16 protein-coding genes and 1 pseudogene are annotated in these 23,133 nt (G+C 66.6%); 9 read left to right on the top strand and 8 right to left on the bottom strand.

Going from position 1 to position 23,133, the window contains the following annotated elements:
* Positions 1 to 2 precede the first annotated feature (2 nt).
* Positions 3 to 929, bottom strand: coding sequence for an alpha/beta fold hydrolase (locus ACFWCF_RS24215; RefSeq protein ID WP_378567094.1), 927 nt, complete (start codon positions 927 to 929; stop codon positions 3 to 5).
* Positions 930 to 1,049: 120 nt separating this feature from the next.
* Here ACFWCF_RS24215 and ACFWCF_RS24210 point away from each other — a divergent pair, with 120 nt between their 5' ends.
* Both ACFWCF_RS24210 and ACFWCF_RS24205 read left to right on the top strand, forming a co-directional pair.
* Positions 1,050 to 2,396, top strand: a complete 1,347-nt coding sequence (locus ACFWCF_RS24210; RefSeq protein WP_378491333.1) for a cytochrome P450 — start codon at positions 1,050 to 1,052, stop codon at positions 2,394 to 2,396.
* A 21-nt stretch (positions 2,397 to 2,417) separates the two neighbouring features.
* Positions 2,418 to 4,526: a thiamine pyrophosphate-dependent enzyme gene (locus ACFWCF_RS24205; protein ID WP_378567091.1), complete on the top strand. Its 2,109-nt coding sequence runs from the start codon at positions 2,418 to 2,420 to the stop codon at positions 4,524 to 4,526.
* Positions 4,527 to 4,607: 81 nt separating this feature from the next.
* On the opposite strand, the gene ACFWCF_RS24200 is transcribed toward ACFWCF_RS24205, so the two are convergent.
* The 3 genes from ACFWCF_RS24200 to ACFWCF_RS24190 form a co-directional block, all read right to left on the bottom strand.
* Positions 4,608 to 6,845, bottom strand: coding sequence for an NADP-dependent isocitrate dehydrogenase (locus ACFWCF_RS24200; RefSeq protein WP_378567088.1), 2,238 nt, complete (start codon positions 6,843 to 6,845; stop codon positions 4,608 to 4,610).
* Positions 6,846 to 7,003: 158 nt separating this feature from the next.
* The gene (locus ACFWCF_RS24195) at positions 7,004 to 7,726 is read right to left on the bottom strand and encodes an HNH endonuclease family protein (protein WP_378567085.1); all 723 of its coding nucleotides are present in this window, start codon (positions 7,724 to 7,726) and stop codon (positions 7,004 to 7,006) included.
* A gap of 3 nt (positions 7,727 to 7,729) precedes the next feature.
* Positions 7,730 to 8,752: a beta-ketoacyl-ACP synthase III gene (locus ACFWCF_RS24190; RefSeq protein WP_378491337.1), complete on the bottom strand. Its 1,023-nt coding sequence runs from the start codon at positions 8,750 to 8,752 to the stop codon at positions 7,730 to 7,732.
* A 146-nt stretch (positions 8,753 to 8,898) separates the two neighbouring features.
* On the opposite strand from ACFWCF_RS24190, the gene ACFWCF_RS24185 reads away from it, so the two are divergent.
* The 3 genes and pseudogenes from ACFWCF_RS24185 to ACFWCF_RS24175 all read left to right on the top strand — a co-directional run bounded on the left by ACFWCF_RS24185 (position 8,899) and on the right by ACFWCF_RS24175 (position 12,962).
* Positions 8,899 to 9,507 carry a class I SAM-dependent methyltransferase gene (locus ACFWCF_RS24185; protein WP_378567082.1) on the top strand — a complete coding sequence of 203 codons (609 nt, stop codon included), beginning with the start codon at positions 8,899 to 8,901 and terminating at the stop codon, positions 9,505 to 9,507.
* 95 nt (positions 9,508 to 9,602) lie between these two features.
* Entirely contained in the window at positions 9,603 to 11,438 is a 1,836-nt protein-coding gene (locus ACFWCF_RS24180) for an acyl-CoA dehydrogenase (protein WP_378567079.1), read from the top strand.
* 223 nt (positions 11,439 to 11,661) lie between these two features.
* Positions 11,662 to 12,962: pseudogene (locus ACFWCF_RS24175) on the top strand (hemolysin family protein).
* A 7-nt stretch (positions 12,963 to 12,969) separates the two neighbouring features.
* Here the strand turns inward: ACFWCF_RS24175 and ACFWCF_RS24170 are convergent.
* Entirely contained in the window at positions 12,970 to 15,174 is a 2,205-nt protein-coding gene (locus ACFWCF_RS24170) for a VanW family protein (protein WP_378567076.1), read from the bottom strand.
* A 575-nt stretch (positions 15,175 to 15,749) separates the two neighbouring features.
* A complete protein-coding gene (locus ACFWCF_RS24165; protein WP_378567073.1) occupies positions 15,750 to 17,090 on the bottom strand; it encodes an acetyl-CoA C-acetyltransferase in 1,341 nt (446 codons plus the stop codon).
* 108 nt (positions 17,091 to 17,198) lie between these two features.
* On the opposite strand from ACFWCF_RS24165, the gene ACFWCF_RS24160 reads away from it, so the two are divergent.
* On the top strand, positions 17,199 to 18,545 hold the full coding sequence (locus tag ACFWCF_RS24160; RefSeq protein WP_378567070.1) for a 3-oxoacyl-ACP reductase: 1,347 nt from the start codon (positions 17,199 to 17,201) through the stop codon (positions 18,543 to 18,545).
* Positions 18,545 to 19,402: a MaoC/PaaZ C-terminal domain-containing protein gene (locus ACFWCF_RS24155; protein WP_378491343.1), complete on the top strand. Its 858-nt coding sequence runs from the start codon at positions 18,545 to 18,547 to the stop codon at positions 19,400 to 19,402. The genes ACFWCF_RS24160 and ACFWCF_RS24155 overlap by 1 nt, the downstream gene beginning before the upstream one ends.
* 61 nt (positions 19,403 to 19,463) lie before the next feature.
* Here ACFWCF_RS24155 and ACFWCF_RS24150 read toward each other — a convergent pair whose 3' ends face one another.
* Positions 19,464 to 20,072, bottom strand: a complete 609-nt coding sequence (locus ACFWCF_RS24150; protein ID WP_378491344.1) for a TetR/AcrR family transcriptional regulator — start codon at positions 20,070 to 20,072, stop codon at positions 19,464 to 19,466.
* A gap of 78 nt (positions 20,073 to 20,150) precedes the next feature.
* On the bottom strand, positions 20,151 to 21,320 hold the full coding sequence (locus ACFWCF_RS24145) for a glycoside hydrolase family 3 N-terminal domain-containing protein (protein ID WP_378491345.1): 1,170 nt from the start codon (positions 21,318 to 21,320) through the stop codon (positions 20,151 to 20,153).
* Positions 21,321 to 21,439: 119 nt separating this feature from the next.
* Between ACFWCF_RS24145 and ACFWCF_RS24140 the strand changes: the two genes are divergently transcribed.
* Positions 21,440 to 21,907: a universal stress protein gene (locus tag ACFWCF_RS24140; protein WP_378491346.1), complete on the top strand. Its 468-nt coding sequence runs from the start codon at positions 21,440 to 21,442 to the stop codon at positions 21,905 to 21,907.
* 89 nt (positions 21,908 to 21,996) lie between these two features.
* Complete coding sequence (locus tag ACFWCF_RS24135) at positions 21,997 to 23,079, top strand: isochorismate synthase MenF (RefSeq protein WP_378567067.1); 1,083 nt, start codon at positions 21,997 to 21,999, stop codon at positions 23,077 to 23,079.
* Positions 23,080 to 23,133: the final 54 nt, after the last annotated feature.

The following is a 23,133-nucleotide window of genomic DNA, read 5'->3' as shown; positions in this document are numbered from 1 at the left end:
CACTACTGCTGCGCGTCGGCCTGGTCCCAGAGATCCAGAACGGTCGTCAGGATCTCCTCCGACGCACCGAGACCGCCGAGGTGGCTTTCGCCGTGCAGGTGATGGAACTCCGCGTTCGGCAGCAGATCCACCATGTGCAGGCCGTGTTCGAACGGGATGATGTGGTCGGTGTCGCCGTGCCACCATCGCACCGGCACCTTCACGTCCGGCACCCGGAATCCCCAGTCGCGTGTGAACACGACGATGTCGGCGAACGGCGCGCCCATCTGCTTGCGGCTGCCGTTGAGCAGATCGTCGAGGAACATCGCCTTGAACTCGGGGCGGGCCAGCAGCCGCCGATCGGCTTCCGGCGACAGCCGCCCGTACAGATCGATGATCGGTGACGCGAACGGTTTCACGACGCGGATCGCCGCACTCGTCGCCGCGCCGATCGGTATTCCTCCCCTGGCCAACAGCGGCGCGACGAGGGCTCCGAGCTGCATCAGACCACCCGAGATCGCGTCGGGGCCGACGACGGGCGGGACCCCGCCGAGCACCGCGGCACCCATGACGCGTTCGGGCATCGCGTAGGCGGATGCGAGGGTGTAGGGACCACCGCCGGAGAGCCCGACGATGCCCATCCGATCGATGCCGAGGGTGTCGGCGACGATCCGAAGGTCGTCGGCGAACGCCAGGACATTGTCGTAGGTATGTGCTGTCGACGAGCCGATCCCGGGACGGTCCAATCCGATCAGACGCACATTTCGACGATCGGCGAACGCACGGGCCTCCATCGGGATCTGCCGACGCGCTCCCGGCGTGCCGTGCAACCAGAACACCGTGCGACCCTGCGCAGATCCGAACTCGGCGAAGCCGAGCCTGCGTCCTCCCCCGACCGCGACAGTGCCTTCCAGTTTCGGACGTGCGACGTCGACCATGCGGGCCAGCATGACATGTTCCTCACGTAACGCGCGCGACCGGGGCGACCCTCGAATTCACCCCCGATAACTGTGACTGGCATTACAGTTATCTGACAACAGGGTATGTCAGATCCAACCGTGGAGTTCACCGTGACGAAGACGCTGGCCCCCGCCCCTCCCGGGCTCACGCCGGTCCCCGGCGACAAGGGACTGCCGTACATCGGGTACGCCCTCGACTACATGCGCAACCCGTTGAAGGCATACGACAAGCGCTACCGCGAACACGGACCCGTGTCGTGGTTCCAATTCGCCGGCAACTCGTGGGTGGTGCTCATCGGGCCCGACGCGTGCGGCGCCGCGCTGCAGAACCGCGACCGCGCACTCGTCAACGGCGGCGGGTGGCGGGTACTCATCGGCCCGTTCTTCGACCGCGGCCTGATGCTGCTCGACGGGGACGAACACACCGCGCACCGGCGGATCATGTCGCAGGCCTTCACTCGCGATCGCATCGCCCGATACACCGAGTCCATGCACCCGGCGATCGAGAAGACCCTCGACACCTGGCGGCCCCGAGAAGGTTTCCGCGCGTATCCGGCCATCAAGGAACTCACCCTCGGTCTCGCCACCTCCATCTTCATGGGCGGCGCAGAGGGGTCGTCGGCGCGTGAGATGGACGAGGTCAACAAGGCATTCATCGGATGCGTCCAGGCATCGACTGCCATCCTGCGCCACCCGCTGCCCGGCACCCGATGGCGGCGAGGCGTGCAGGGCCGCGCGCGGCTCGAGGAGTTCTTCCGCCGCTATCTGCCCGCGCGGCGTGCACATGAGGGCGACGACCTGTTCTCGGTGCTGTGCCACGTCGAATCCGAAGACGGTGAACGATTCTCGGACGACGACGTCGTCAACCACATGATCTTCCTGATGATGGCAGCGCACGACACGTCGACGATCACGTTGTCCACCGCCATGCAGTACCTCGGGCAGTACCCCGAATGGCAGCAGGCGTGCCGCGACGAGTCGGAGGCACTCGGTACGAACACTCCGGCGTTCGAGCAACTCGACCAGCTCACCACACTCGATCTCGTCATCAAAGAATGCCAGCGACTCGTCACCCCGGTGCCCGGCATCGTGCGCCGCGCGGCCGCCGACACCGAGATCCTCGGGCATTTCATCCCGAAGGGCACGCTGATCAACGTCGGCCTGCACTACAGCCACCACATGGCCGATCTGTGGCCCGATCCCGAACATTTCGATCCGGGGCGTTTCTCCCCCGAGCGCCGGGAGGACCGCGTGCACAAGTACGCATGGTCGCCGTTCGGTGGCGGTGCCCACCGATGCCTCGGCATGCATTTCTCCGGAGCGGAGATCAAGACGGTGCTCCATCACCTGTTGCTGCGCTACCGCTGGCACGTGCCTGCCGACTACGTGGCGCCGATGAACTTCACCTCGTTGCCTTTCCCGAACGACGGTCAGCCGATCGACCTCCGGGTGCGGTGACACCGAGGTACAACAGAGGACATGACGGCGGAGCCGCTCGACGACCACTTCCACACGGCGATCCGGGCCCTCCGGACGGGAACCCCCGACCGCAGGATCGACGACGCACTGCTGCTCGACTGTTTCGACGCGCAACTGCAGTCGCGTCACCTCGATTTCGCGGCACGGGAGATGCAACGTCGCGGCGAGGGTTTCTACACGATCGGCTCCGCGGGCCACGAATCGAATGCCGCACTGGGGCTACTCACTCGTGTCACCGATCCCGCTCTGCTGCATTACCGTTCGGGTGGCTTCTATGCTGCGCGCGCGTCACTGAAAGACGGCACCACGCCGATCCGCGACGTACTCGCCGGGTGCGCCGCGTCGACCCTCGACCCGATCTCTGCGGGCCGTCACAAGGTGTTCGGCAATCCGGCGCTGAGCGTTCTGCCGCAGACCTCGACGATCGCGTCGCATCTTCCGCGTTCCGTCGGGCTCGCGCTGGCACTGGCCCGTATGCACAAGCTCGGACTCGACTGCACCTGGCCGTCGGATGCGGTGGTGGTGTGCAGTTTCGGCGACGCCTCGGCGAATCATTCGACGGCGGTGGGCTCGCTGAACGCCGCCGCGTACTGCACGTATCGCGGTCTGCCGGTGCCGCTGCTGCTGGTGTGCGAGGACAACGGTCTCGGAATCAGCGTGCGCAGTCCCGACGGCTGGATCGAGCAGGCACTCTCGCGGTATCCGGGCATCACGTACCGCTCGGTGGACGGCGACGACGCGGTCTCCACTCTCGTCACCACCGGTGAACTCGTCGAGCAGGTCCGCGCGACACGTTCCCCTGCGATCCTGCACCTGAAGACGGTCCGCTTCCTCGGTCATGCGGGGTCGGACGTCGAGAGCGCCTACCGCAGCCGCGACGAGATCATCGCCGACCATGCACGCGACCCGCTGCTCGCGACGGCCGCCGAACTCGTCGCCCGGGGTCGCTGCACCCCCGCCGAGATCATCGAACGCTACGAATCGGTACGCGCCGACGTCCACGAGGTCGCCGACGCACTGCGTCATCCCCCGCGGCTCGAATCCGCCGCCCAGGTGATGCGTCCGCTGCACGTCCACGGCCGGGGGCATCCAGTCGACGACACACATCCGCTGCCACCGGATCCGCTGACGCTCGCGCAGGCCGTCAACCGCACTCTCGGACACATCCTCGAGGAGTTCCCGCAGGCCTGCGTGTTCGGTGAGGACGTGGGAGTCAAGGGCGGTGTGTACGGGGTGACGCGCGGCATGCAGGAGCACTTCGGCGCGCTCCGGGTGTTCGACACACTGCTCGACGAACAGACGATCCTGGGTACCGCGCTCGGTTTCGCGGTGGCAGGGATGCTTCCGATCCCCGAGATCCAATATCTCGCCTACCTGCACAATGCGCAGGATCAAGTGCGCGGAGAGGGGGCAACACTGAAGTTCTTCTCCGACAGCAATTTCGGTAATCCGATGGTGGTGCGCATTGCAGGCCTGCCGTATCAGCGCGGCTTCGGTGGCCACTTCCACAACGACAATTCCGTGGCGGCACTGCGCGATATCCCCGGATTGGTTCTCGCGGTCCCGTCCGATCCCGCGACGGCAGGTGGTCTGCTTCGCGCCTGTATTTCCTTGGCCCGCACCGAAGGCCGCGTGTGCGTGTTCGTGGAGCCGATCGCGCTCTACCACCAACGCGATCTCTACGATGAGGACGACGGACTGTGGCAGCAGTTCCCCGACCCCGCGCCGGTCGCGCCCGGCACGGTGCGTACCTACGGGCAGGGCCGGGACGTGCTGGTGGTGACCTTCGGCAACGGTGTGCGCATGAGCCTGCGCGCCGGCCGCCGCGCGCAACGGGTCGCGGCGACGGTGCTCGATCTGCAGTGGCTCGCACCGTTGCCGCTGACCGCGCTCACCGAGCACGCGATGCAGTTCCCGCGAGTGCTGGTCGTCGACGAGACACGCCGCAGCGGATCCGTCGCGGAGTCGGTGATCGCCGCACTCGTCGACGCGGACTATCCGGGACGGATCGCCCGCGTCACGAGCCGCGACAGTTTCGTGCCGTTGGGTCCGGCAGCAGCGCATGTGCTCCTGTCGGAGGACGAGATCGTCGACGCGTTGCTCGCCTGACCAGGCCCCACGAAACGTGACACCCATCGCGAACATCGATCGTCCGCAATGGGTGTCAGAGGATTTACAGCCGGTCGGAGATCAGACCTGCACGGACGCCAATGCGTCGTTCAGCGTCTTGCTCGGGCGCATCACGGCGTCGACCTTCTCGCTGTCCAGCTGGTAGTAGCCACCGATGTCGACGGACGCGCCCTGCACCTCGAGGAGCTCGCGCACGATGGTGTCCTCGTTCTCGGCCAAGGTCTGGGCGAGCGGCGCGAAGCGTGCCGCCAGTTCCTTGTCCTCGGTCTGCGCAGCGAGTTCCTGCGCCCAGTACAGCGCGAGGTAGAACTGGCTGCCCCGGTTGTCGAGCTCGCCGGTCTTGCGGGACGGGTTCTTGTTCTCGTCCAGCAGCTTGCCGGTCGCGGCGTCGAGAGCGTCGGCCAGGATCTTGGCGTGCTGGTTGTCGTTCTTGATGCCGAGATCCTCGAGGCTGACCGCCAACGCCAGGTATTCACCGAGTGAATCCCAGCGCAGGTGGTTCTCCTCGACCAGCTGCTTGACGTGCTTGGGGGCCGAGCCGCCCGCGCCCGTCTCGTACATGCCGCCGCCTGCCATCAGCGGGACGACGGAGAGCATCTTCGCGCTGGTGCCGAGTTCCAGGATCGGGAACAGGTCGGTGAGGTAGTCGCGCAGGATGTTGCCTGTCGCGGCGATGGTGTCCTTGCCGCGGATCAGGCGCTCGAGGGTGTAGCGCATCGAACGCACCTGCGACATGATCTGGATGTCGAGGCCCTCGGTGTCGTGGTCCTGCAGGTAGAGCTCGACCTTCTTGATCAGCTCGTTCTCGTGCGGGCGGTACGGGTCGAGCCAGAACAGGACCGGCATACCGGAGTTGCGTGCCCGGGTGACGGCGAGCTTGACCCAGTCGCGGATGGGTGCATCCTTGACGGTGCACATGCGCCAGATGTCGCCGGCCTCGACCTGCTGGGTGAGCAGAACCTCACCGGTATCGGCATCGACGAAGTTGGCGGCGCCGGCCTGCGGGATTTCGAAGGTCTTGTCGTGCGAGCCGTATTCCTCGGCCTTCTGCGCCATGAGACCGACGTTGGGGACGGTGCCCATGGTGGTCGGGTCGAACGCGCCGTTGGTCTTACAGAAGTTGATGATCTCCTGGTAGATGCGCGCGAAGGTGGACTCCGGCATCACTGCCTTGGCGTCCTTGGTCCGTCCGTCGGCGCCGTACATCTTTCCGCCGAGGCGGATCATCGCGGGCATCGAGGCGTCGACGATGACGTCGCTGGGCGAATGGAAGTTCGAGATGCCGTTGGCGGAGTCGACCATCGCCAGCTCGGGACGGTGCTCGTGGCAGTTGTGCAGATCGTTGATGATCTCTTCGCGCTGCGTGCTGGGCAGCGTCTCGATCTTGTCGTAGAGGTCGACGAGGCCGTTGTTGACGTTGACGCCCAGCTCGTCGAACAGCGCCTGATGCTTGGCGAAGGCGTCCTTGTAGAAGGTCTTCACCGCGTGACCGAAGACGATGGGGTGCGAGACCTTCATCATCGTCGCCTTGACGTGCAGGGAGAACATCACGCCGGTCTTGCGCGCATCCTCCATCTGCTCCTCGTAGAACTCGAGCAGGGCCTTCTTGCTCATGAACATGCTGTCCACGATGTCGCCCGCGCCCAGCGACACCTCGGGCTTGAGAACGACCGTCTCGCCACTGTCGGTGACGAGCTCCATGCGGATCTTGCGGGCCTTGTCGAGCGTCATCGACTTCTCGCCGTGGTAGAAGTCGCCGTGCTGCATGTGCGCGACGTGACTGCGCGACGCCATCGACCACTCGCCCATGCTGTGGGGGTGCTTGCGGGCGTATTCCTTCACAGCACGGGGTGCGCGCCGGTCGGAGTTTCCTTCACGCAGGACCGGGTTGACGGCACTGCCGAGGATCTTGCCGTAGCGCTCGCGAATGTCGCGTTCTTCGTCGGTCTTGGGGTCGTCCGGGAAATCCGGAATCGCGTAGCCCTTGCCCTGCAACTCCTTGATCGCGGCGAGGAGCTGCGGTACGGACGCACTGATATTGGGCAGCTTGATGATGTTGGTCTCGGGAAGCTGCGTCAGACGCCCCAGCTCAGCGAGGGTGTCCGGCACGCGCTGCTCTTCGGTGAGGCGGTCTGCGAACGTGGCCAGGATCCGCGCCGACACCGAAATGTCGCTGGACTCGACCTCGATGCCCGCGGCACCGGCGAAGGTGCGCACGATCGGCAGGAAGGCGTGTGTCGCGAGTAGCGGCGCCTCGTCTGTCAACGTGTAGATGATTTTCGGTTTATCGGCGCTCATGGCGGTTCTCCCACGTCGTATCGGTCCGATTCCGAACAGCACCGGGTGTGGCCACCGGAATCGCGTCGCGTATCAGGTTACGTGCGACACAACGATGATATTCAAGAGTCACGAGCGTGGGTGAGGGCCCGTCTGTGCTCCACCGCACCGGGACCGATTCAGCAGGCCGTGAGGACCCTGGACATCGCGTCGTGTTCGGCGGGCGTGACCCACAGCTCGTAGACGGTCTTGACCTCGATCTGCTGCGCCACGTAGTCGCAGTGGTATCCGGGGTTGGGCGGAAGCCACTGCGCAGCGTCGGAGTCGCCCTTGGACTGATTGGTCGGACCGTCGACGGCAATCAGATTGCGCGGATCGTTCGCCAGGTCGCGGCGCCGCTGCTCATCGAGTTGCTGCGCGCCCGTCTTCCACGCGTTGGACAGGGCAACGACGTGGTCGATCTGCACCTGCGACGACGTGGCACTGCCGCGGCGGAAGAAGATCTCGGTGCCTGTGTACGGGTCGTGGAGCGTGCCCGTACGCACGGTGCAGTCCTTCGTGGCGGGCTCGAGAGAGATGTGCACCAGGTCGCGCTTGAGAATGTCGTTTCGGGTGTCGCAACCGTTCTTGCCGAACTCGACGGTGACGCTGTCGGTCCACGCGGAGCCGAACATCCCCCGTTCGTAGCCGCTCTGCGACGCGGCGTCGCGCACCGGAAGCATCGCGAGCGCCTGGAGTGCCGCCGAACCGCTGTAGGTCGGCGACGGGCCGGTGCCGCCCGAAGAGGCGGCACCGGACGAGTCGGAGTCGTACGGCTCGAGGAGAACCACGGCCACGGAGACCACGACGAAACAGAGCAACCACAGCCACCGGGGCACCGGTGACTTCTTTGCACTTGCCATGGATCAGTGAGCCAGCGGCGGCATCTTGACGACCTGACCCGCATAGGACAGGCCCGCACCGAAGGCCAGCAGTAGCGCGGTGGCGCCGGGCTCGACCTGACCGGTGCGCAGCATCTTCTCCATGGCGAGCGGGATGGACGCCGCGGAGGTGTTGCCGGTCTCGATGATGTCGTCGGCGACCGCGACGGTGTCGGGCAGCTCGAGCTGTCGGACGATGACGTCGTTGATCCGCAGGTTCGCCTGGTGCGGCACGAACGCGTCGAGATCCGCGAGCGCGACACCGGCCTTGTCGGCGACCTGACGGACGTACTTGCTCATCTCGAAGGCCGCCCAGCGGAACACCGCGGTGCCTTCCATGATGATCCAGGGACGCGGCTGGGTGGGGTTCTGTGCGAAGTCGACCCAGTCGGGTTCCTGCCGGATCGCGTTGCCCTGGGAGCCGTCGGAGCCCCACACGGTGGGGCCGATGCCCACTTCGTCGGACGCGCCCACGACCACGGCGCCCGCGCCGTCACCGAAGATGAATCGCACGGAGCGGTCGGTGGGGTTGGTGGCATCGCTCATCCGCTCGACGCCGACGACGAGCACGTTCGTCGCCGAACCTGCCCGAACCAGATCGGATGCCACACCCAGCGCGTAGCAGAAGCCTGCGCAGCCGGCCTGGATGTCGAGTGCAGCGGCGCCGCTCGTGCCGATCTTGTCGGCGACGAGCGCAGCGGCCTGCGGGGTCTGGAAACCGTAGGTGGAGCACGCGATGATCACGGTGTCGATCTGAGCGCCGGTGAGCTCGGCGGCTTCGAGCGCCTTCTCTGCGGCACTGACCGACATGTCGACGATCGTCTCTTCGGGGTGTGCCTTCGCGAATCGACGCTCCTTGATGCCGGAACGCGACTGGATCCACTCGTCGCTCGAGTCGATCAGGCGGCAGATCTCCTCATTCGTGACGACACGTTCGGGGCGGTGGACGCCCAGCCCGAGCAGCACGCTGTTCCGCAACGGCGTTGGAGCGGCGATCTGTGCACCCATCCGGCGAACTCCTCTACATCATCGTGGCGCTGCTGTCCTAGCAACGCCGTTCGGACACGGTATCGCGGGTCGAAACTACCCTCCGCGACACCCCTGTTGGAACTCGTTCCAGGGGACCCCGGAGGGCATGGAGCTACCGTTCCCCCATGGACGCACAGGAATGGGACGAGAAGTACCGGGCGGCAGATCTGGTGTGGGGAGCTCCACCGAACCCTGTCGTCGTCGAGTTCGCCACCGCCCTCCCGCACGGCCGCGCACTCGACCTCGGGTGCGGGGAGGGGCGTCATTCCCTCTGGCTCGCGACCCGCGGTTGGGAAGTAGTAGGTACCGACTTCTCCGAAGTGGCCCTGGACAAGGCGCGGCAGGTCGCGGCACAGGCACCGAAACGGTCGCGCGACCGCCTGCAATACACCCAGTCGGACGTGACTCAGGGCACATTTTCCGGCAACTATGATCTGATACTCGCCGTATTCCTACACTTCCCCGCAGCAGAGCGCAGAGCCCTGATCGAGAATGCGATCAATTCACTGAAACCTGAAGGAATCCTCATATTTCTGGGCCACGACCGGACGAATATCGAAGACGGAGTCGGCGGACCCCAGGACAGTGAAATCCTTTACACACCAACAGATATCGTCGAAGAAATCGACGGAAGGCTGGAAATCCGGGCGGCCGAGCGGAGATTCCGGGAAACAGTTTCCGGAACTGCCGTCGACGCACTCGTCGTTGCCCGTAAAATCGGCCTTGGCAGTTAGTTGCCTGACGAGTAACATAGAGATGTTACCGACGAGTAATAAACTTGGGCGGTACTAGGAAGACACCGGACCGCACTGGGAGACAGAGCACAGACATGGGCCATTACAAGAGCAACCTCCGCGACCTCGAGTTCAACCTGTTCGAGTTCCTGAAGATTCAGAAGGTCCTCGAAGCCGGCACTTTCGGCGACCTCGACGAAGAGACCGCACGCGGCATCCTCTCCGAGGTCAAGGCCCTCGCCGAGGGTCCGGCCGCCGAAGGCTTCGCCGACGCCGACCGCAACCCCCCGGTCTTCGATCCGGACACCCACACCGTGACCCTCCCGGAGCCGTTCAAGAAGTCCTTCCGCGCCTGGTGGGACGCCGGATACTGGTCCATGGGCATCCCCGAGGGGATCGGCGGCACCGCATCGCCGCGCAGCTTCCTGTGGGCGGTCAACGAGATGATGCTCGGCGCTCAGCCCGCAGCGTTCATGTACGCGGCAGGCCCCGCCTTCGCCGGTGTGCTGTTCGAGAACGGCACCGACGAGCAGAAGAAGTGGGCCACCACCTGCGTCGAGCGCGGTTGGGGCGCCACCATGGTCCTCACCGAACCCGATGCAGGCTCCGATGTGGGCGCGGGCCGCACCAAGGCCATCAAGCAGGACGACGGCTCCTGGCACATCGAGGGCGTCAAGCGCTTCATCACCTCGGCCGACTCCGACGACCTGTTCGAGAACATCTTCCACCTCGTCCTTGCGCGCCCCGAGGGCGCCGGACCGGGCACCAAGGGCCTGTCCCTGTTCTTCGTCCCGAAGACCCACTTCGACTTCGAGAAGAACGAGATGGGCGAGCGCAACGGCGTCTTCGTCACCAACGTCGAGCACAAGATGGGCATCAAGGCCTCCGCGACCTGCGAACTCACCTTCGGCGGCCACGGCGTTCCCGCCCAGGGCTGGCTCGTCGGCGAGGTCCACAACGGCATCGCGCAGATGTTCGACGTCATCGAGCACGCCCGCATGATGGTGGGCACCAAGGCCATCGCGACCCTGTCGACCGGCTACCTCAACGCCCTCGACTACGCCAAGGAGCGCATCCAGGGCGCCGACCTGACCCAGATGTCCGACAAGGCCGCCCCGCGCGTGTCGATCATGCATCACCCGGACGTCCGCCGGTCGCTCGCGATGCAGAAGGCCTACTCCGAGGGCCTGCGCGCCGTGTACCTCTACACCGCCGCGCATCAGGACGACGTCGTCGCCGAGCAGGTCTCGGGCGCCGACGCCGAACTCGCGCACCGCATCAACGACCTGCTCCTTCCGGTTGTCAAGGGCTGCGGCTCCGAACGGGCCTACCAGTACCTGACGGATTCGCTGCAGACCTTCGGTGGTTCGGGCTTCCTGCAGGACTACCCGATCGAGCAGTACATCCGCGACGCGAAGATCGACTCCCTGTACGAGGGCACCACCGCGATCCAGGCGCAGGACTTCTTCTTCCGCAAGATCGCCCGCGACCGCGGCGTGGCCCTCGCGCACGTCGCCGGGCAGGTCAAGAAGTTCCTCGACTCCGACACGGCCGACCAGCGCCTCAAGCCCGAGCGCGCACTGCTGGCCACAGCACTCGAAGACGCCCAGACGATGGTCGCGACCCTCACCCAGTTCCTCATGGGTGCGCAGGAGCAGCCCACCGAGCTGTACAAGGTGGGCCTCGGCTCCGTCCGCTTCCTCGAGTCGTTCGGCGACCTGCTCATCGGCTGGCTGCTTCTCGAGCACGCCGAGATCGCGCTGGCCGCGCTCGATGCGAATCCGGATGCGAAGGACAAGGCGTTCTACGAGGGCAAGGTCGCAGCGGCGTCCTTCTTCGCGAAGAACGTGCTGCCCACCCTGACCACGTCGCGGGGCATCATCGCCAACGTCGACCTCGACATCATGGAGCTCGACGAAGCCGGGTTCTGATGCCTGCGTAACACTCGGACAAGACAGTGGCTCCCGCCGTTTCGGCGGGAGCCACTGTCGTATCGTCCGGCGGCAGCAGGACCGGCTTCGGTTATGTCGCCGAACCGTTGATCGGCGGACACCGCTGTCCTTTCCCTAGACTGGAGACCACTCGGTGAGGAGAAAGGACCATGGACGACGGCCCGAAACCCACGTCAGCACTCACTGACACGGGCAGCACGGTATGACCGCCGACACGCTCGTCAACCTTGCCCTGGTGCTGGTGTTCGTGCTCGTCGGCGGGGTGTTCGCCGCTACCGAGATCGCGCTGGTGACCTTGCGCGAAAGCCAACTGCGGGAACTCGAACGACGCAGCGCCCGCGGTCGTCGCACAGCTGAACTGGCCCGGAACCCCAACCGGTTCCTGTCTGCGGTGCAGATCGGTGTCACCGTCGCCGGCTTCTTCTCCGCCGCATACGGCGCCTCGACCCTGGCGCCCGACCTGGCCCCGACCCTGCAGAGATGGGGGCTCTCCGGCAGCGCGGCCAATGCGATCGCGTTGATCGGCACCACCTTGGTCATCGCCTACCTCTCGCTCGTGCTCGGCGAACTGGTCCCCAAACGCATCGCCCTGCAACGCTCCACCGGGATGTCATTGGCCACCGCACCTGCCCTGGACCGCTTCGCCACCGTCATGCGCCCGGTGATCTGGCTGCTGTCGATCTCCACCGATGCGCTGGTGAGGCTGCTCGGGGCCGACCCGTCCCGCACGAATGAGGAGATCACTCACGAAGAGCTGCGCGATCTGCTCGTCGGTCACAACGCACTGCCCGAGGACGAACGGCAGGTGCACTCGGAGGTTTTCGACGCCGGCGCTCGGCATCTGACCGAGGTGATGCGCCCCCGCACCGACGTCGACTTTCTCACCGCCGACACCCCGATCCCGACGCCCGCACCATCGCGCTGGCCAAGGCACACAGCCGCTACCCGGTCACCGCCGACACGGTCGACCACGTGATCGGCTTCGTGCATCTACGTGATCTGCTGCTCGCCGACACCGACACCGACACCGACACCGAGGTCGAGGTCGGCGTCGTTGCCGATCTATGCCGCCCGATCCTGGCGCTGCCCGGCTCCAAAGCCGCACTCGCCTCGTTGACGGTCATGCGCCGCAACAATGCCCAGATCGCCCTGATCGTCGACGAGTACGGCGGTACTGCCGGCATCGTGACCGTCGAGGACATCGTCGAAGAGATCGTCGGCGAAATCGGCGACGAGTTCGATCCTGCCGACGAACCTTCCGAGACGACCGCGCTTTCGCGCAGCCGGTACATCGACGGGTGGTTGCACGTCGACGACTTCTCCCGCGACACGAGCATCGCCCTCCCCGATGGGCCTTACGAGACCGTTGCGGGCTACATCCTGCACCGTCTGCAACACCTGCCGGACCTCGGTGAAAGCGTGAGCGTCGACGGGCACCGGCTCGCGGTCAGCGAACTCGACGGTCACCGCATCGCGCGACTACGGCTGACCCGCCGACTGTGACGCCCCGTCAGTACTCGAGGCCGGCACCGGAGAAGTCCGGTACGAAATCTCCCGCAGACGGGCGAGACGCAGCAGGCTCCTCGGTTTCCGGTGCCGCCGGGGCTTCGGACTCGGTTTCTGCCGGTGCCGGTGCCGGTGCCGGTGCCGGTGCCGCACCAGGCGCTGAGGCGGGCGCTGACGGCCGGTCGGCGCCCGCCGGCTCGTCTTCGCCGGGCTTCGGTTCCGGGCTCACACACTTGACGACGGGCACCGGGTCGTAACGAACCGTCCGAGTCTTGTTCGAGACCTGCGTACCGGTCTGCGCGTCGGTGACGATGCGGGTGTCGGTGACGGTGAAGCCCTGCGCGCCGCTGGACGGGATACATGCCTCGCCCGCAGGCAGCGTGATCGTGTTCGGCGACGTGTAGTTGGTGCGGTCACCGGTGATGGACTGCACGTCGACCGTCTTGGTGCCCCACAGCCGGACCGTGACGTCCGAAGGCGTCCAGATCGTCTGGATCAGCACGCCGGTCGTCTCCGACGGGTTGCGGAACGCCAGATCGATCGCGCCCTCGTAGACCGTCGCCTCACGCGCAGCCGGGTAGCGGGAGATGTAGTAGCTGTGCTCGGTGTGGTCGACGTCCTCCATGCCCGCGAAGTACGACGCGTTGTACAGAGTGGTCGCGAGCTGGCTGATGCCGCCACCCACTGCCTTGCCCGGACGGCCCGCTTCGATGATGCCGGACTCCACATAGCCTTCCGCCGCACCGCGCGGACCCGTGTAGCCGTTGAGCGAGAACGTCTCCCCCGGCTTCACGAGGGCACCGTTGATCTCGCCGGCGGCCAGCCGGATGTTCACACCGGATGCGTATTCGAATCCACCGGACGTGAACTCGCCGATCACCTCGTTGATCCCGAGTTTCTCGGCGGCCTCGGTCGTGAGCTTCGGATCGGCCGACTCGTACACGGCCTCGACGGTCCGCCCCTCCTCCATCGCAAGCAGCTGCGGCAGCGACTCGAGTGTCTTCTCCCAGTCGACGAGATTGCCCTCGGTCCCCGGCACGACCGAGGGGCGACCGCCGTCGAGGACGATCTGCGCGTCCTTCGGCTCCGTCTCCGTCGCCTCGAGCTGCGGCGCCAGAATGCCGATGGCGGCCTCGGGGTGATACTGCGGATCCAGACCACCGGAGCCGTCCGGCGCGAAGGACAATACCGCGCCGATGTCCTGGCGCGGCAAGGTCGCCACAGCGCCGTCGAGGCCGGTGACCGAGAGATCCGCCGCCACCGCGGGAACCGCGATCTCGGCAAGCGCCCGATCGAGACCCTCACGAGTGACCGTGACATCCACGCTCTCGACCGGCAGCGACACGTCGCCGAAGGGCCAGCGCTCAGCGAAGACATCCGACGCCGCTTCCGCATCGAGACGCTGGCCGGGCTGTGGGGTGACCGGGACGGGGGTGCCGTCCTCGAACACGATGTTGCCTTCGCGCGGCTCGTGTGCGGCGGCAGCGGTCACCAGATCGATCGACGCGGCGAGCGCTGCGTCGTCGCGGGTGGACACCACGCCGACCTCGTCGTTGCCGAAGAACGACGCCAGGCGCGTGAACGGATTGAGAGGCTGCTCGCCCACGCGAGCGAGCGTGGCGTCCCAATCGATCGCCAGCCCGGCCTCCGACGGCACGATCTCGCCGCTGGTGTCTCCTGCGGTGACCGCGACGGGAGTGTCGAGCCGCGAACCCAATTCTTCACGCAGAGTCGCTTCGGCATCGCCGCGAGACTCACCGCCGATCTCGACACCGGCGACGGTGACGCCGCGCGGCACCTCTCCCGAGCTCATTGCGAGATCTGCGACGTACAGGACGGCGAGGACAGCAGCGACACCACCGACGACGAGCGCAACCGTGCGCTTCGGCACATTCGACCACGGCTTGTCGGGACCCGACGGTCCGCCCGGGCCACCCCCCGGTGGAGGCGCGACCGGCGGCGGTCCGGCGGGTGGCGGTGGTGCGGCCGGGGGCGACGCAGGTGGCATCGCGGTCGTCGCGGCCGACGCCGGCGGCATCTTGATCTGCGGCATCTGTTCGGTGGGAGCATCCGACTCGGGCGGATTCTGCTCTGAGGGTTTCCGTTCCGACGGCTTCTGCTCCGACGGCATCTGCTCCGACGGCATCTTCACGACCGGGATGACGGTGGTGGGCGCTTCCGACGCGGTATCGGTCGACGCGAGAGACACTGTGGGCGCAGAGGACTCATCGGCCCCTGATACCTCAGGCGTACCTGGAGCCTCAGCAGAGGCAGGAGCCTCAGAGGTCTCGGCTGTGTCGGTGGATTCGACCGGACCGGTGGGTGCAGTTCGGAAAACCGGTGCCGTGGCTGCGTCGGACCCGTCGGCAGCGCTCTTCCCTTCCGGGAGTGCCGCTTCGCTCTTTTCCCGTGTCGCAGCGCCTTCCTGCTCTGTGACAGCGTCGACCTCCGTCGCATCGTCGGCCGGGTGCGCCTCGTGCGAGTGTGGTTGGGTCGGGAGAACGTCGTCGTGTGTAGCCTCGGGCTCGTTCGTCCCGTTGTTGCCGCTCACCGATGTCCCTTCAGACGGGGCACGCTCGTCGTACTCTGCGCGCCGGATACCGGTTCTCCAGGGTAACGCCCGGGGGTGAACGGTCTACGAGCGGAATACGCAGAGACCCCGCTGGGCTACCAGGTCGGGGGTCAGGTAGCCCAGCAGGGTCGTCTGTTCTATCGCCGTGTCGACGGGGGTGTTACACGCATGTCGAAGAATTTCTCGAATGTGAGCCACTCCCCCCCCGGAGATCACGCCTCGAGGATTGCCGTCACACCCTGGCCGCCCGCAGCGCAGATCGAGATGAGGCCACGTACGGGCTTGCCCGTCTCCTGCTTCTTCTCGTGCAGCATCTTCGCGAGTGCAGCGACGATGCGGCCGCCGGTCGCGGCGAAGGGATGACCCGCGGCGAGCGAGGATCCGTTGACGTTGAGCTTGCTGCGGTCGATCGATCCGAGCGGAGCGTCGAGACCGAGCCGTTGCGTGCAATACTCCTCCGACTCGAACGCCTGCAGCGTGGCGAGGACCACCGACGCGAACGCCTCGTGGATCTCGTAGAAGTCGAAATCCTGCAGAGTGAGCCCGTTGCGCTGCAGCAGACGGGGGATGGCGTAGGTGGGAGCCATGAGCAGGCCGTCGCCACCGTGGACGTAATCGACGGCCGCGGTCTCGGAGTCGACGAGGTACGCGAGGACCGGCAGGTTCCGCTCGGCCGCCCATTCCTCTGTCGACAACAGGGCCGCCGACGCGCCGTCGGTGAGCGGGGTGGAGTTGCCTGCCGTCATGGTGGCGTCGCCGAGCTCGGTGCCGAACACCGGCTTCAACGTCGACAGCTTCTCCACGGACGAATCCGGACGCAGGTTGTCGTCGCGGGTGAGCCCCAGGAACGGGGTGACGAGGTCGTCGAAGAATCCGCGGTCGTAGGCGGCGGCCATGTTGTGGTGGCTCGCGGCGGCGAGTTCGTCCTGGTCTTCGCGGCGGACCCCGAACTCCTTCGCGGTGATCGCAGCGTGCTCGCCCATCGACAGGCCGGTGCGCGGTTCGCCGTTCCGTGGGATCTCGATGCCGAGCATCGACGGGCGCACATTGCCGAGCAGTTTGACGCGAGCGGCCGTCGTGCGGGCGCGGTTGAGCGAGAGCAGGAACTCGCGCAGTGGGTTGCTCACCGCGATCGGGGCATCGGAGGTGGTATCGACGCCGCCGCCGATTCCTGCGTCGATGCGACCGGCGGCGATCGCGTCGCCCACCGAGACGATCGACTGCAGGCCCGTGCCGCATGCCTGCTGCAGGTCCCACGCGGGCGTGTAGGGGCTCAGTGCGCTACCGAGAACGCTTTCACGGACGAGATTGAAGTCGCGGCTGTGTTTGAGCACCGCGCCGCCGACGACTGCACCGAGGCGCTCGCCCTGCAGGTTGAAGCGGCTGACGAGACCGTCGAGGGTCGCGGTGAACATGTCCTGGTTGGACGCGCGTGCGTACGTGCGATCCGAACGTGCGAACGGGATCCGGTTGCCACCGAGAACGGCGACGCGACGCTGCTGCGTGGCACGAGCGATGTGACGCTGCTGCGTGGTTCGGGCATTGGTGGTCACTGATATCTCCCGGATTCGGATGGACTGAACTGTGGCTACTATTCTTACTCAGGAGTAAGTTAGTTGTCGACCACAGCATCGACGACCGAATTCGAAGAAGGTGGAAACGTGGCTGACGCCAAGGGCGCCCCCAAGCTCTATTCCCAGCTCATCTCGTCCGCACCCGGCTCTTTCCTCGCGAAGCAGTTCGGTCTGCCACAGCCCGAGAAGCTTCGCCGCTACCAGCCCGGCGAGCCCGCGCTCCCCGGACCCGTCCTCGTCGGCGGCAACGGCCGCCTCGTGGAACCGATCCGCACACTGCTGAGCGACTACACGTTCGCAGACCCGGCCGACACCGTGTTCGGTGCCCTCGTGTTCGACGCTACCGGTATCAGTGACGCCGCGGGCCTGGAACAGCTCCTCACGTTCTTCCAGCCCGCGATCCGCAACCTCGCTCCCAGCGGACGCGTGGTCGTCCTCGGCACCACACCCGAGCAGGTGACGTCGGTCGACGAGCAGATCGCGCAGCGCGCGCTCGAAGGCTTCACGCGCAGTCTCGGCAAGGAACTGCGCCGCGGTGCCACCATCCAACTCGTGTACGTCTCACCGAAGGCCTCGACGGGGCTCTCCGGCGTCGAGTCGACACTGCGATTCCTGCTGTCCGCCAAATCTGCGTTCGTCGACGGCCAGGTCGTCCGCGTCGGCGACGACGACGCCACCGCCCCCGCGTCGTGGACCAAGCCGCTCGAGGGCAAGGTCGCTGTCGTGACCGGCGCCGCGCGCGGCATCGGCGCGACGATCGCCGAGGTCCTCGCCCGCGACGGCGCCACCGTCATCGCAGCGGACGTACCGGCTGCCGGTGAGGCGCTGTCGCAGACCGCCAACCGCGTGGGTGGCACGTCCTTCCCGCTCGACGTCACCGCGGCCGACGCGGGCGACAAGCTCGCTGCATATCTGCTCGAGCGACACGGCGGCGCCGACATCATCGTCCACAACGCAGGCATCACCCGCGACAAGCTGCTCGCCAACATGGACGGCAGCAAGTGGAACTCCGTGATGGCCGTGAACCTCATTGCCCCGCAGAAGATCACCGAGGTGCTCGTCGAGAAGGGGGCACTGAAGGAAGGCGGTCGCGTGATCGACGTGTCGTCGATCGCGGGTATCGCGGGCAACCGTGGCCAGACCAACTACGGCGCGTCCAAGGCAGGCGTCATCGGCCTCGTGCAGGCCACCGCGCCCGTGCTCGCGAAGAAGAACATCACCATCAACGCTGTCGCGCCGGGCTTCATCGAAACCGCGATGACCGCTGCGATCCCGCTCGCGACCCGCGAGGGCGGCCGCCTGATGAGCTCGCTGAGCCAGGGCGGTGAGACCGTCGACGTCGCCGAGACCGTGGCGTGGTTCGCGAGCCCCGCGTCGAGCGCCGTCACCGGGCAGGTCGTGCGTGTGTGCGGCCAGTCCATGCTGGGGGCTTGATGAGCGAGATCGAACTGTCGGCGAGCCCGTCGATCCTCGACGTCTACGGTCGCGCCGTGCTCTCGGCGCTGCCCGTCGTCGGCGCATCCGGCGATTCACTGCCCGACGACACGCTGGTACTCCGCGGGCTGCGGGTCGATCCCGACAATCTCGCCGAGTACGCGAAGGTGTGCGGGCTGCGTTTCGGCGACACGTTGCCGCTGACGTACCCGTTCATCCTCACGTTCCCGCTCGTGATGAAACTGATGGTGTCCAAGGGCTTTCCGTTCTCTGCGGTCGGTTCGGTGCACGCCGAGAACGTGATCGAGCAGCTGCGGCCGATCTCCACGACCGAGCCTCTCGATCTGCGTGTGCACGCCGAGAACATGCGTGAACACCGCAAGGGACTGCTCGTCGATCTCGTCACCGTCGTCAACGTGGGACGCGAGACGGTGTGGCGCCAGACGTCGACGTTCCTGCATCAGCAGCGCACATCGCTGTCCGGTGAGCCGAAGCCGGAGCCGAAGGACGACGAGATTCCGGCCGTCGCCACCTCCACGCTGCGCGTCGACCAGAAGACGATCGACAAGTACGCAGCGGTGTCGGGCGATCGCAATCCGATCCACGTGTCGTCGCTGGGCGCCAAGGCGTTCGGGTTCCCGAAGTCCATCGCGCACGGCATGTGGACCGCCGCGGCCACGCTGTCGATGGTGGAGGGCCGGATCCCCGAGAAGGTCACCTACTCGGTGCGGTTCGGCAAGCCGGTGCTCCTGCCGTCGTCGCTGAGCCTCTACGCGCAGCGCGAGGGTGACGGGTGGGATCTCGCGGTGCGGCACCCGAAGAAGCAGTACCCGCACCTCACGGCGACACTGCGCTGAATCTCGGTGTGCCGGGGCGCGATGGGGGCGTCCCGGCGCACTGTCCGGTGAAGAGGTCCGATCAGCCCTGCTGGTCGGACTTCTTCTTGCCCGCCAGACCGCGCCACGCAAGGTTCTCGAGCAGGTCGGCCGCCTTCTCGACCTCGATCTCGCCACCCGCGACACGGTCGGCGACAGCTTCGCCCGCACCGACGAGCGCGACGGCCATGATCTGGAAGTCGGTGCCGGGTTCCGGGTCGCGCGTGCTGGATTCGAGAAGGTGGGCGGTCAGCTCGATCAACTGATCACGGCTGTTCTGCACCTGTCCGGCGAACGCCTGCTGCCCGAATGCCTGGCGGTAGAGCACCATCCACGAGCTGCGGTGGGCGTCGACGAAACCGAGGAACGACTCCAGTGCCACGCGCAGCTGTTCGCGCGGCGACAGCGACAGGTCGCCTGCGGGCTTGAGCGCCTCGACGAACGCTTGCCCCTCGCGACTGATGCACGCGGCGAACAGTTCGTCCTTCGACCCGTAGTAGAGGTAGAGCATCGGCTTCGAAATCGACGCGCGCGCTGCGATCGAATCCATGGACGTGTCGTGAAATCCGTTCTCGGAGAACACATCCACTGCGGCGTCGAGCATCTGCTGCTCCCGTACCGCACGGGGCAGTCGCTTGGTACCGCCAGCCATGGCTCCTCCACACCTACGTCTCGAACGTTTTCTTACTCTACGGTAGGTAGCCGGAGTTCACCGGACGAACCGGACTTGTCAGCACTCGAGCGCACCTTTGGCACGGGCCACCGTGCGCACGGACTCGTCGACCTGCGCCGCGGGCAGCTCACCCGAGACCACCGCGCGCTCGAGATGGTCGAGGACCGCCGGAACCTGATCGGTGGTCAGCCACAACGCCTGATCGACGCCCGCAACCAATGCCGCCTCGACGGCTTCGGTGATCGGATACGAGTCGGTGATCGCCTGCATCCCCGACAAGTCGTCGGTGAAGATCATGCCGTCGAAGGGACGCCCGCCGTAGCCGGTGCCGGTCCGAAGCAGATCCACCGCGGCGGGGCTGATACTCGCAGGCAGGCCCTCGGTCAGGCCGGGAACGTCGAGATGACCCAACATCACCGCGACGTCGGACGAGACGAGTTCCCGATACGGCACAAGGTCGGATGCCACGAGTTCCTGGATCGGCGGGGTCGTCACAGCACCGGTGTGCGAATCGCCGGACGCCGAACCGTGGCCGGGGAAGTGCTTGAGCACCGGCATGATGCCTGCATCCTGGAGACCGCGGGCGTAGGCACCTGCGTAGTCGGTGACGACTGCCGGATCGTCCGAGAAGGAACGGTCGCCGATCACGGAATTGTCGGGCTGGCTGCTCACGTCGACGTCGGGCGCGTAGTCGACGGTGATGCCGAGCTCACGCAACTCCCGGCCCCGCTCGAGTGCCATCTGATAGGTCTCGTCGACGGTCATCGTCTGCGCGGTGACGCGGGCCGACGGGTCGGGGCCGAGTAGTTCCCCCACCCGCGACACGCGGCCGCCCTCTTCGTCGATCGTCACCATCAGCGGCAGCGGACTCTGCGCCGCGACCCCGGGGATCTGACGCTCCGCGAGCATCGCGGGATCGGTCCAGCTCCCGACGAAGATGCCGCCGATCTGTTCTGCCCCGATCACGGCCAGCGCGTCGTCGGCGCCGGTGACCCCGACGTTGAGCAGCTGCGCCAATTTCTGACGCAGTGACAGCGACGCGAGCAGGTCGTCGCCGCACGCCTCGGCCGGGGGGGACGATGCAGCTGTCGCAGAGGACCGAGGTGCCGTCGACTGCGCGGTCGCGGACGGCTCCGATGTCGGGTCGTCGGCAGTGTCGTCGGCACCGCAGGCCGTAACCGCGAGTGCCGAGGCGAGGACAACGGCGAGGCTGTGTCGGATCCGCATGATGCTCGACGGTAGTCGACTCACACAGGGGCCTCCCCACCACCCGCGTAGCGAGGTATCGTGCACGCAACCATCACCGACATGAGAGCTTTCACGTACACGACCTGGAGGAGTGCACGTTGGCCGCAGACTTGATCCTCATCGCCTACGACGGATCCGAGAACTCCAAGCGCGCCGTGCAATACGCGGGTCGTTTCCTCGAGTCGTGCCGCGCCATCGTCGTCACCGCGTGGGAGCCGATGGTCCGCCAGGCTGCGCGGATGTCGGGGTTGTCGGGCGTGATGCAGCCCGAGTGGGTACCGGACGAGGACAACGAGGACGTGGCGCTCTCCGACGCGAAGGTCACCAACCGGGAGGGCCTCGAGCTTGCCAACTCGCTCGGCCTGCACGCCGAGGGCCGCACCGTCGAGGTCGTCAACGCGGTGTGGACGGCGATCGTCGAGGCCGCCGACGAACTGGATGTCGACATCATCGTCACAGGCACCCGCGGCACGACGGGGCTGCGTTCGCTGTTGCAGTCCTCGGTCGCCGACCACGTGCTCCGGCACAGCCACCGGCCCGTGCTGATCGTGCCGCCGGGCCGCTGACGCCTGCGTCTCCGGGCACTGACGCCGACGTCACAGAATCCCACCGCACTACATGAGGAATCGTGTGCGGGCGATATCGTCGTCTCACCATGGACGGATTCCTGCTTTCGCGCGCCGATCGCTCAGTACACGCCCTCGGAACGCGGCGCCTGTTCTCCGATGTCATTTCCGCGTCGACGGCGTTGCGCCGCGGCAAGGCCGATCTGATCGCCGGGGCGCTGCCGTTCAACCCCGACCGGCCTGCGGGGCTGACGGAACCCGAAAGCGTCGTGGTCACCGACGGACCGTGGGTAGCTCCCACCTGCCTGCCCGACCTTCCTGAGGTGCGGATGACCGCGCAGATCCCCGTTCCCCGCGTGCATGTCGCGCGGGTGCGTTCCCTCATCGAGCGCCTCGACCTCGGCGAGTTCGAGAAGGTGGTCGCGGCGCGGCGCGTGGCACTCGAGGCCGACGAACCGATCGACCCACTGTCGCTGGCCGCGCGCATGATCGACCGGCATCCGGGCGCGACGACGTACGCGCTCGACCTCAGCGCAGCGGAAGAACGGTACTGGGGTCACACCTTGGTCGGCGCGACTCCGGAACTGCTGGTCAGTGTGCGCGGCGACACCGTGACGTGCCGTCCGCTCGCAGGCACCGCCGCCCGACGCACCGATCCGGATGCCGACCGTGAGGCCGGTGAGGCGTTGCTGGCGTCGCCGAAGAACCGGGCCGAGCACGCATTCGTCATCGACTGGATCCGGGCACGGCTTGCCCCGCTGTGCAGCGACCTCGACATCCCCGCCGGGCCGGAACTGACGTCGACTCCGGACGTGTGGCATCTCGCGACCCCGATCACCGGCACACTGCGCGATCCGGGCACCGATGCGCTCACCGTCGCCGCGGCCCTGCATCCGACGCCCGCGGTCGCGGGAACGCCCACCGAGGCTGCACTCGCCGCGATCCGGACGATGGAAGGCGACCGCCGTTTCTACGGCGGCGCGGTCGGCTGGTGCGACTCTAACGGTGACGGTGACTGGCTCGTCGCCATCCGCTGCGCCGAGATCAGCTCGGACGGACTGCGGGCCGTCGCGTGGGCGGGTGGCGGCATCGTTGCGGATTCCGATCCCGATGACGAGCTCGCCGAGACCACCGCGAAGCTGCGCACCTTACTGGGCACCATCGGACTCTGAGTGGTGGGACGGTGCGCTGCCGCCGTCCGCCCCATCCGGAGTGATACCTTGACG

Source organism: Rhodococcus sp. NPDC060090 (genome assembly GCF_042729855.1).
Lineage (GTDB): Bacteria > Actinomycetota > Actinomycetes > Mycobacteriales > Mycobacteriaceae > Rhodococcus.
The sequence above is the reverse complement of the archived record's forward strand: the minus strand, read 5'-3'. Positions and strand labels throughout refer to the sequence as shown.

Excerpts from the sequence above, each read along its gene's own strand:
- ACFWCF_RS24215 (WP_378567094.1), bottom strand. The coding sequence starts at position 929 with ATGCTGGCCCGCATGGTCGACGTCGCACGTCCGAAACTGGAAGGCACT.
- ACFWCF_RS24205 (WP_378567091.1), top strand. The coding sequence starts at position 2,418 with ATGACGGCGGAGCCGCTCGACGACCACTTCCACACGGCGATCCGGGCC.
- ACFWCF_RS24200 (WP_378567088.1), bottom strand. The coding sequence starts at position 6,845 with ATGAGCGCCGATAAACCGAAAATCATCTACACGTTGACAGACGAGGCG.
- ACFWCF_RS24195 (WP_378567085.1), bottom strand. The coding sequence starts at position 7,726 with ATGGCAAGTGCAAAGAAGTCACCGGTGCCCCGGTGGCTGTGGTTGCTC.
- ACFWCF_RS24190 (WP_378491337.1), bottom strand. The coding sequence starts at position 8,752 with ATGGGTGCACAGATCGCCGCTCCAACGCCGTTGCGGAACAGCGTGCTG.
- ACFWCF_RS24185 (WP_378567082.1), top strand. The coding sequence starts at position 8,899 with ATGGACGCACAGGAATGGGACGAGAAGTACCGGGCGGCAGATCTGGTG.
- ACFWCF_RS24180 (WP_378567079.1), top strand. The coding sequence starts at position 9,603 with ATGGGCCATTACAAGAGCAACCTCCGCGACCTCGAGTTCAACCTGTTC.
- ACFWCF_RS24155 (WP_378491343.1), top strand. The coding sequence starts at position 18,545 with ATGAGCGAGATCGAACTGTCGGCGAGCCCGTCGATCCTCGACGTCTAC.
- ACFWCF_RS24150 (WP_378491344.1), bottom strand. The coding sequence starts at position 20,072 with ATGGCTGGCGGTACCAAGCGACTGCCCCGTGCGGTACGGGAGCAGCAG.
- ACFWCF_RS24145 (WP_378491345.1), bottom strand. The coding sequence starts at position 21,320 with ATGCGGATCCGACACAGCCTCGCCGTTGTCCTCGCCTCGGCACTCGCG.
- ACFWCF_RS24135 (WP_378567067.1), top strand. The coding sequence starts at position 21,997 with ATGGACGGATTCCTGCTTTCGCGCGCCGATCGCTCAGTACACGCCCTC.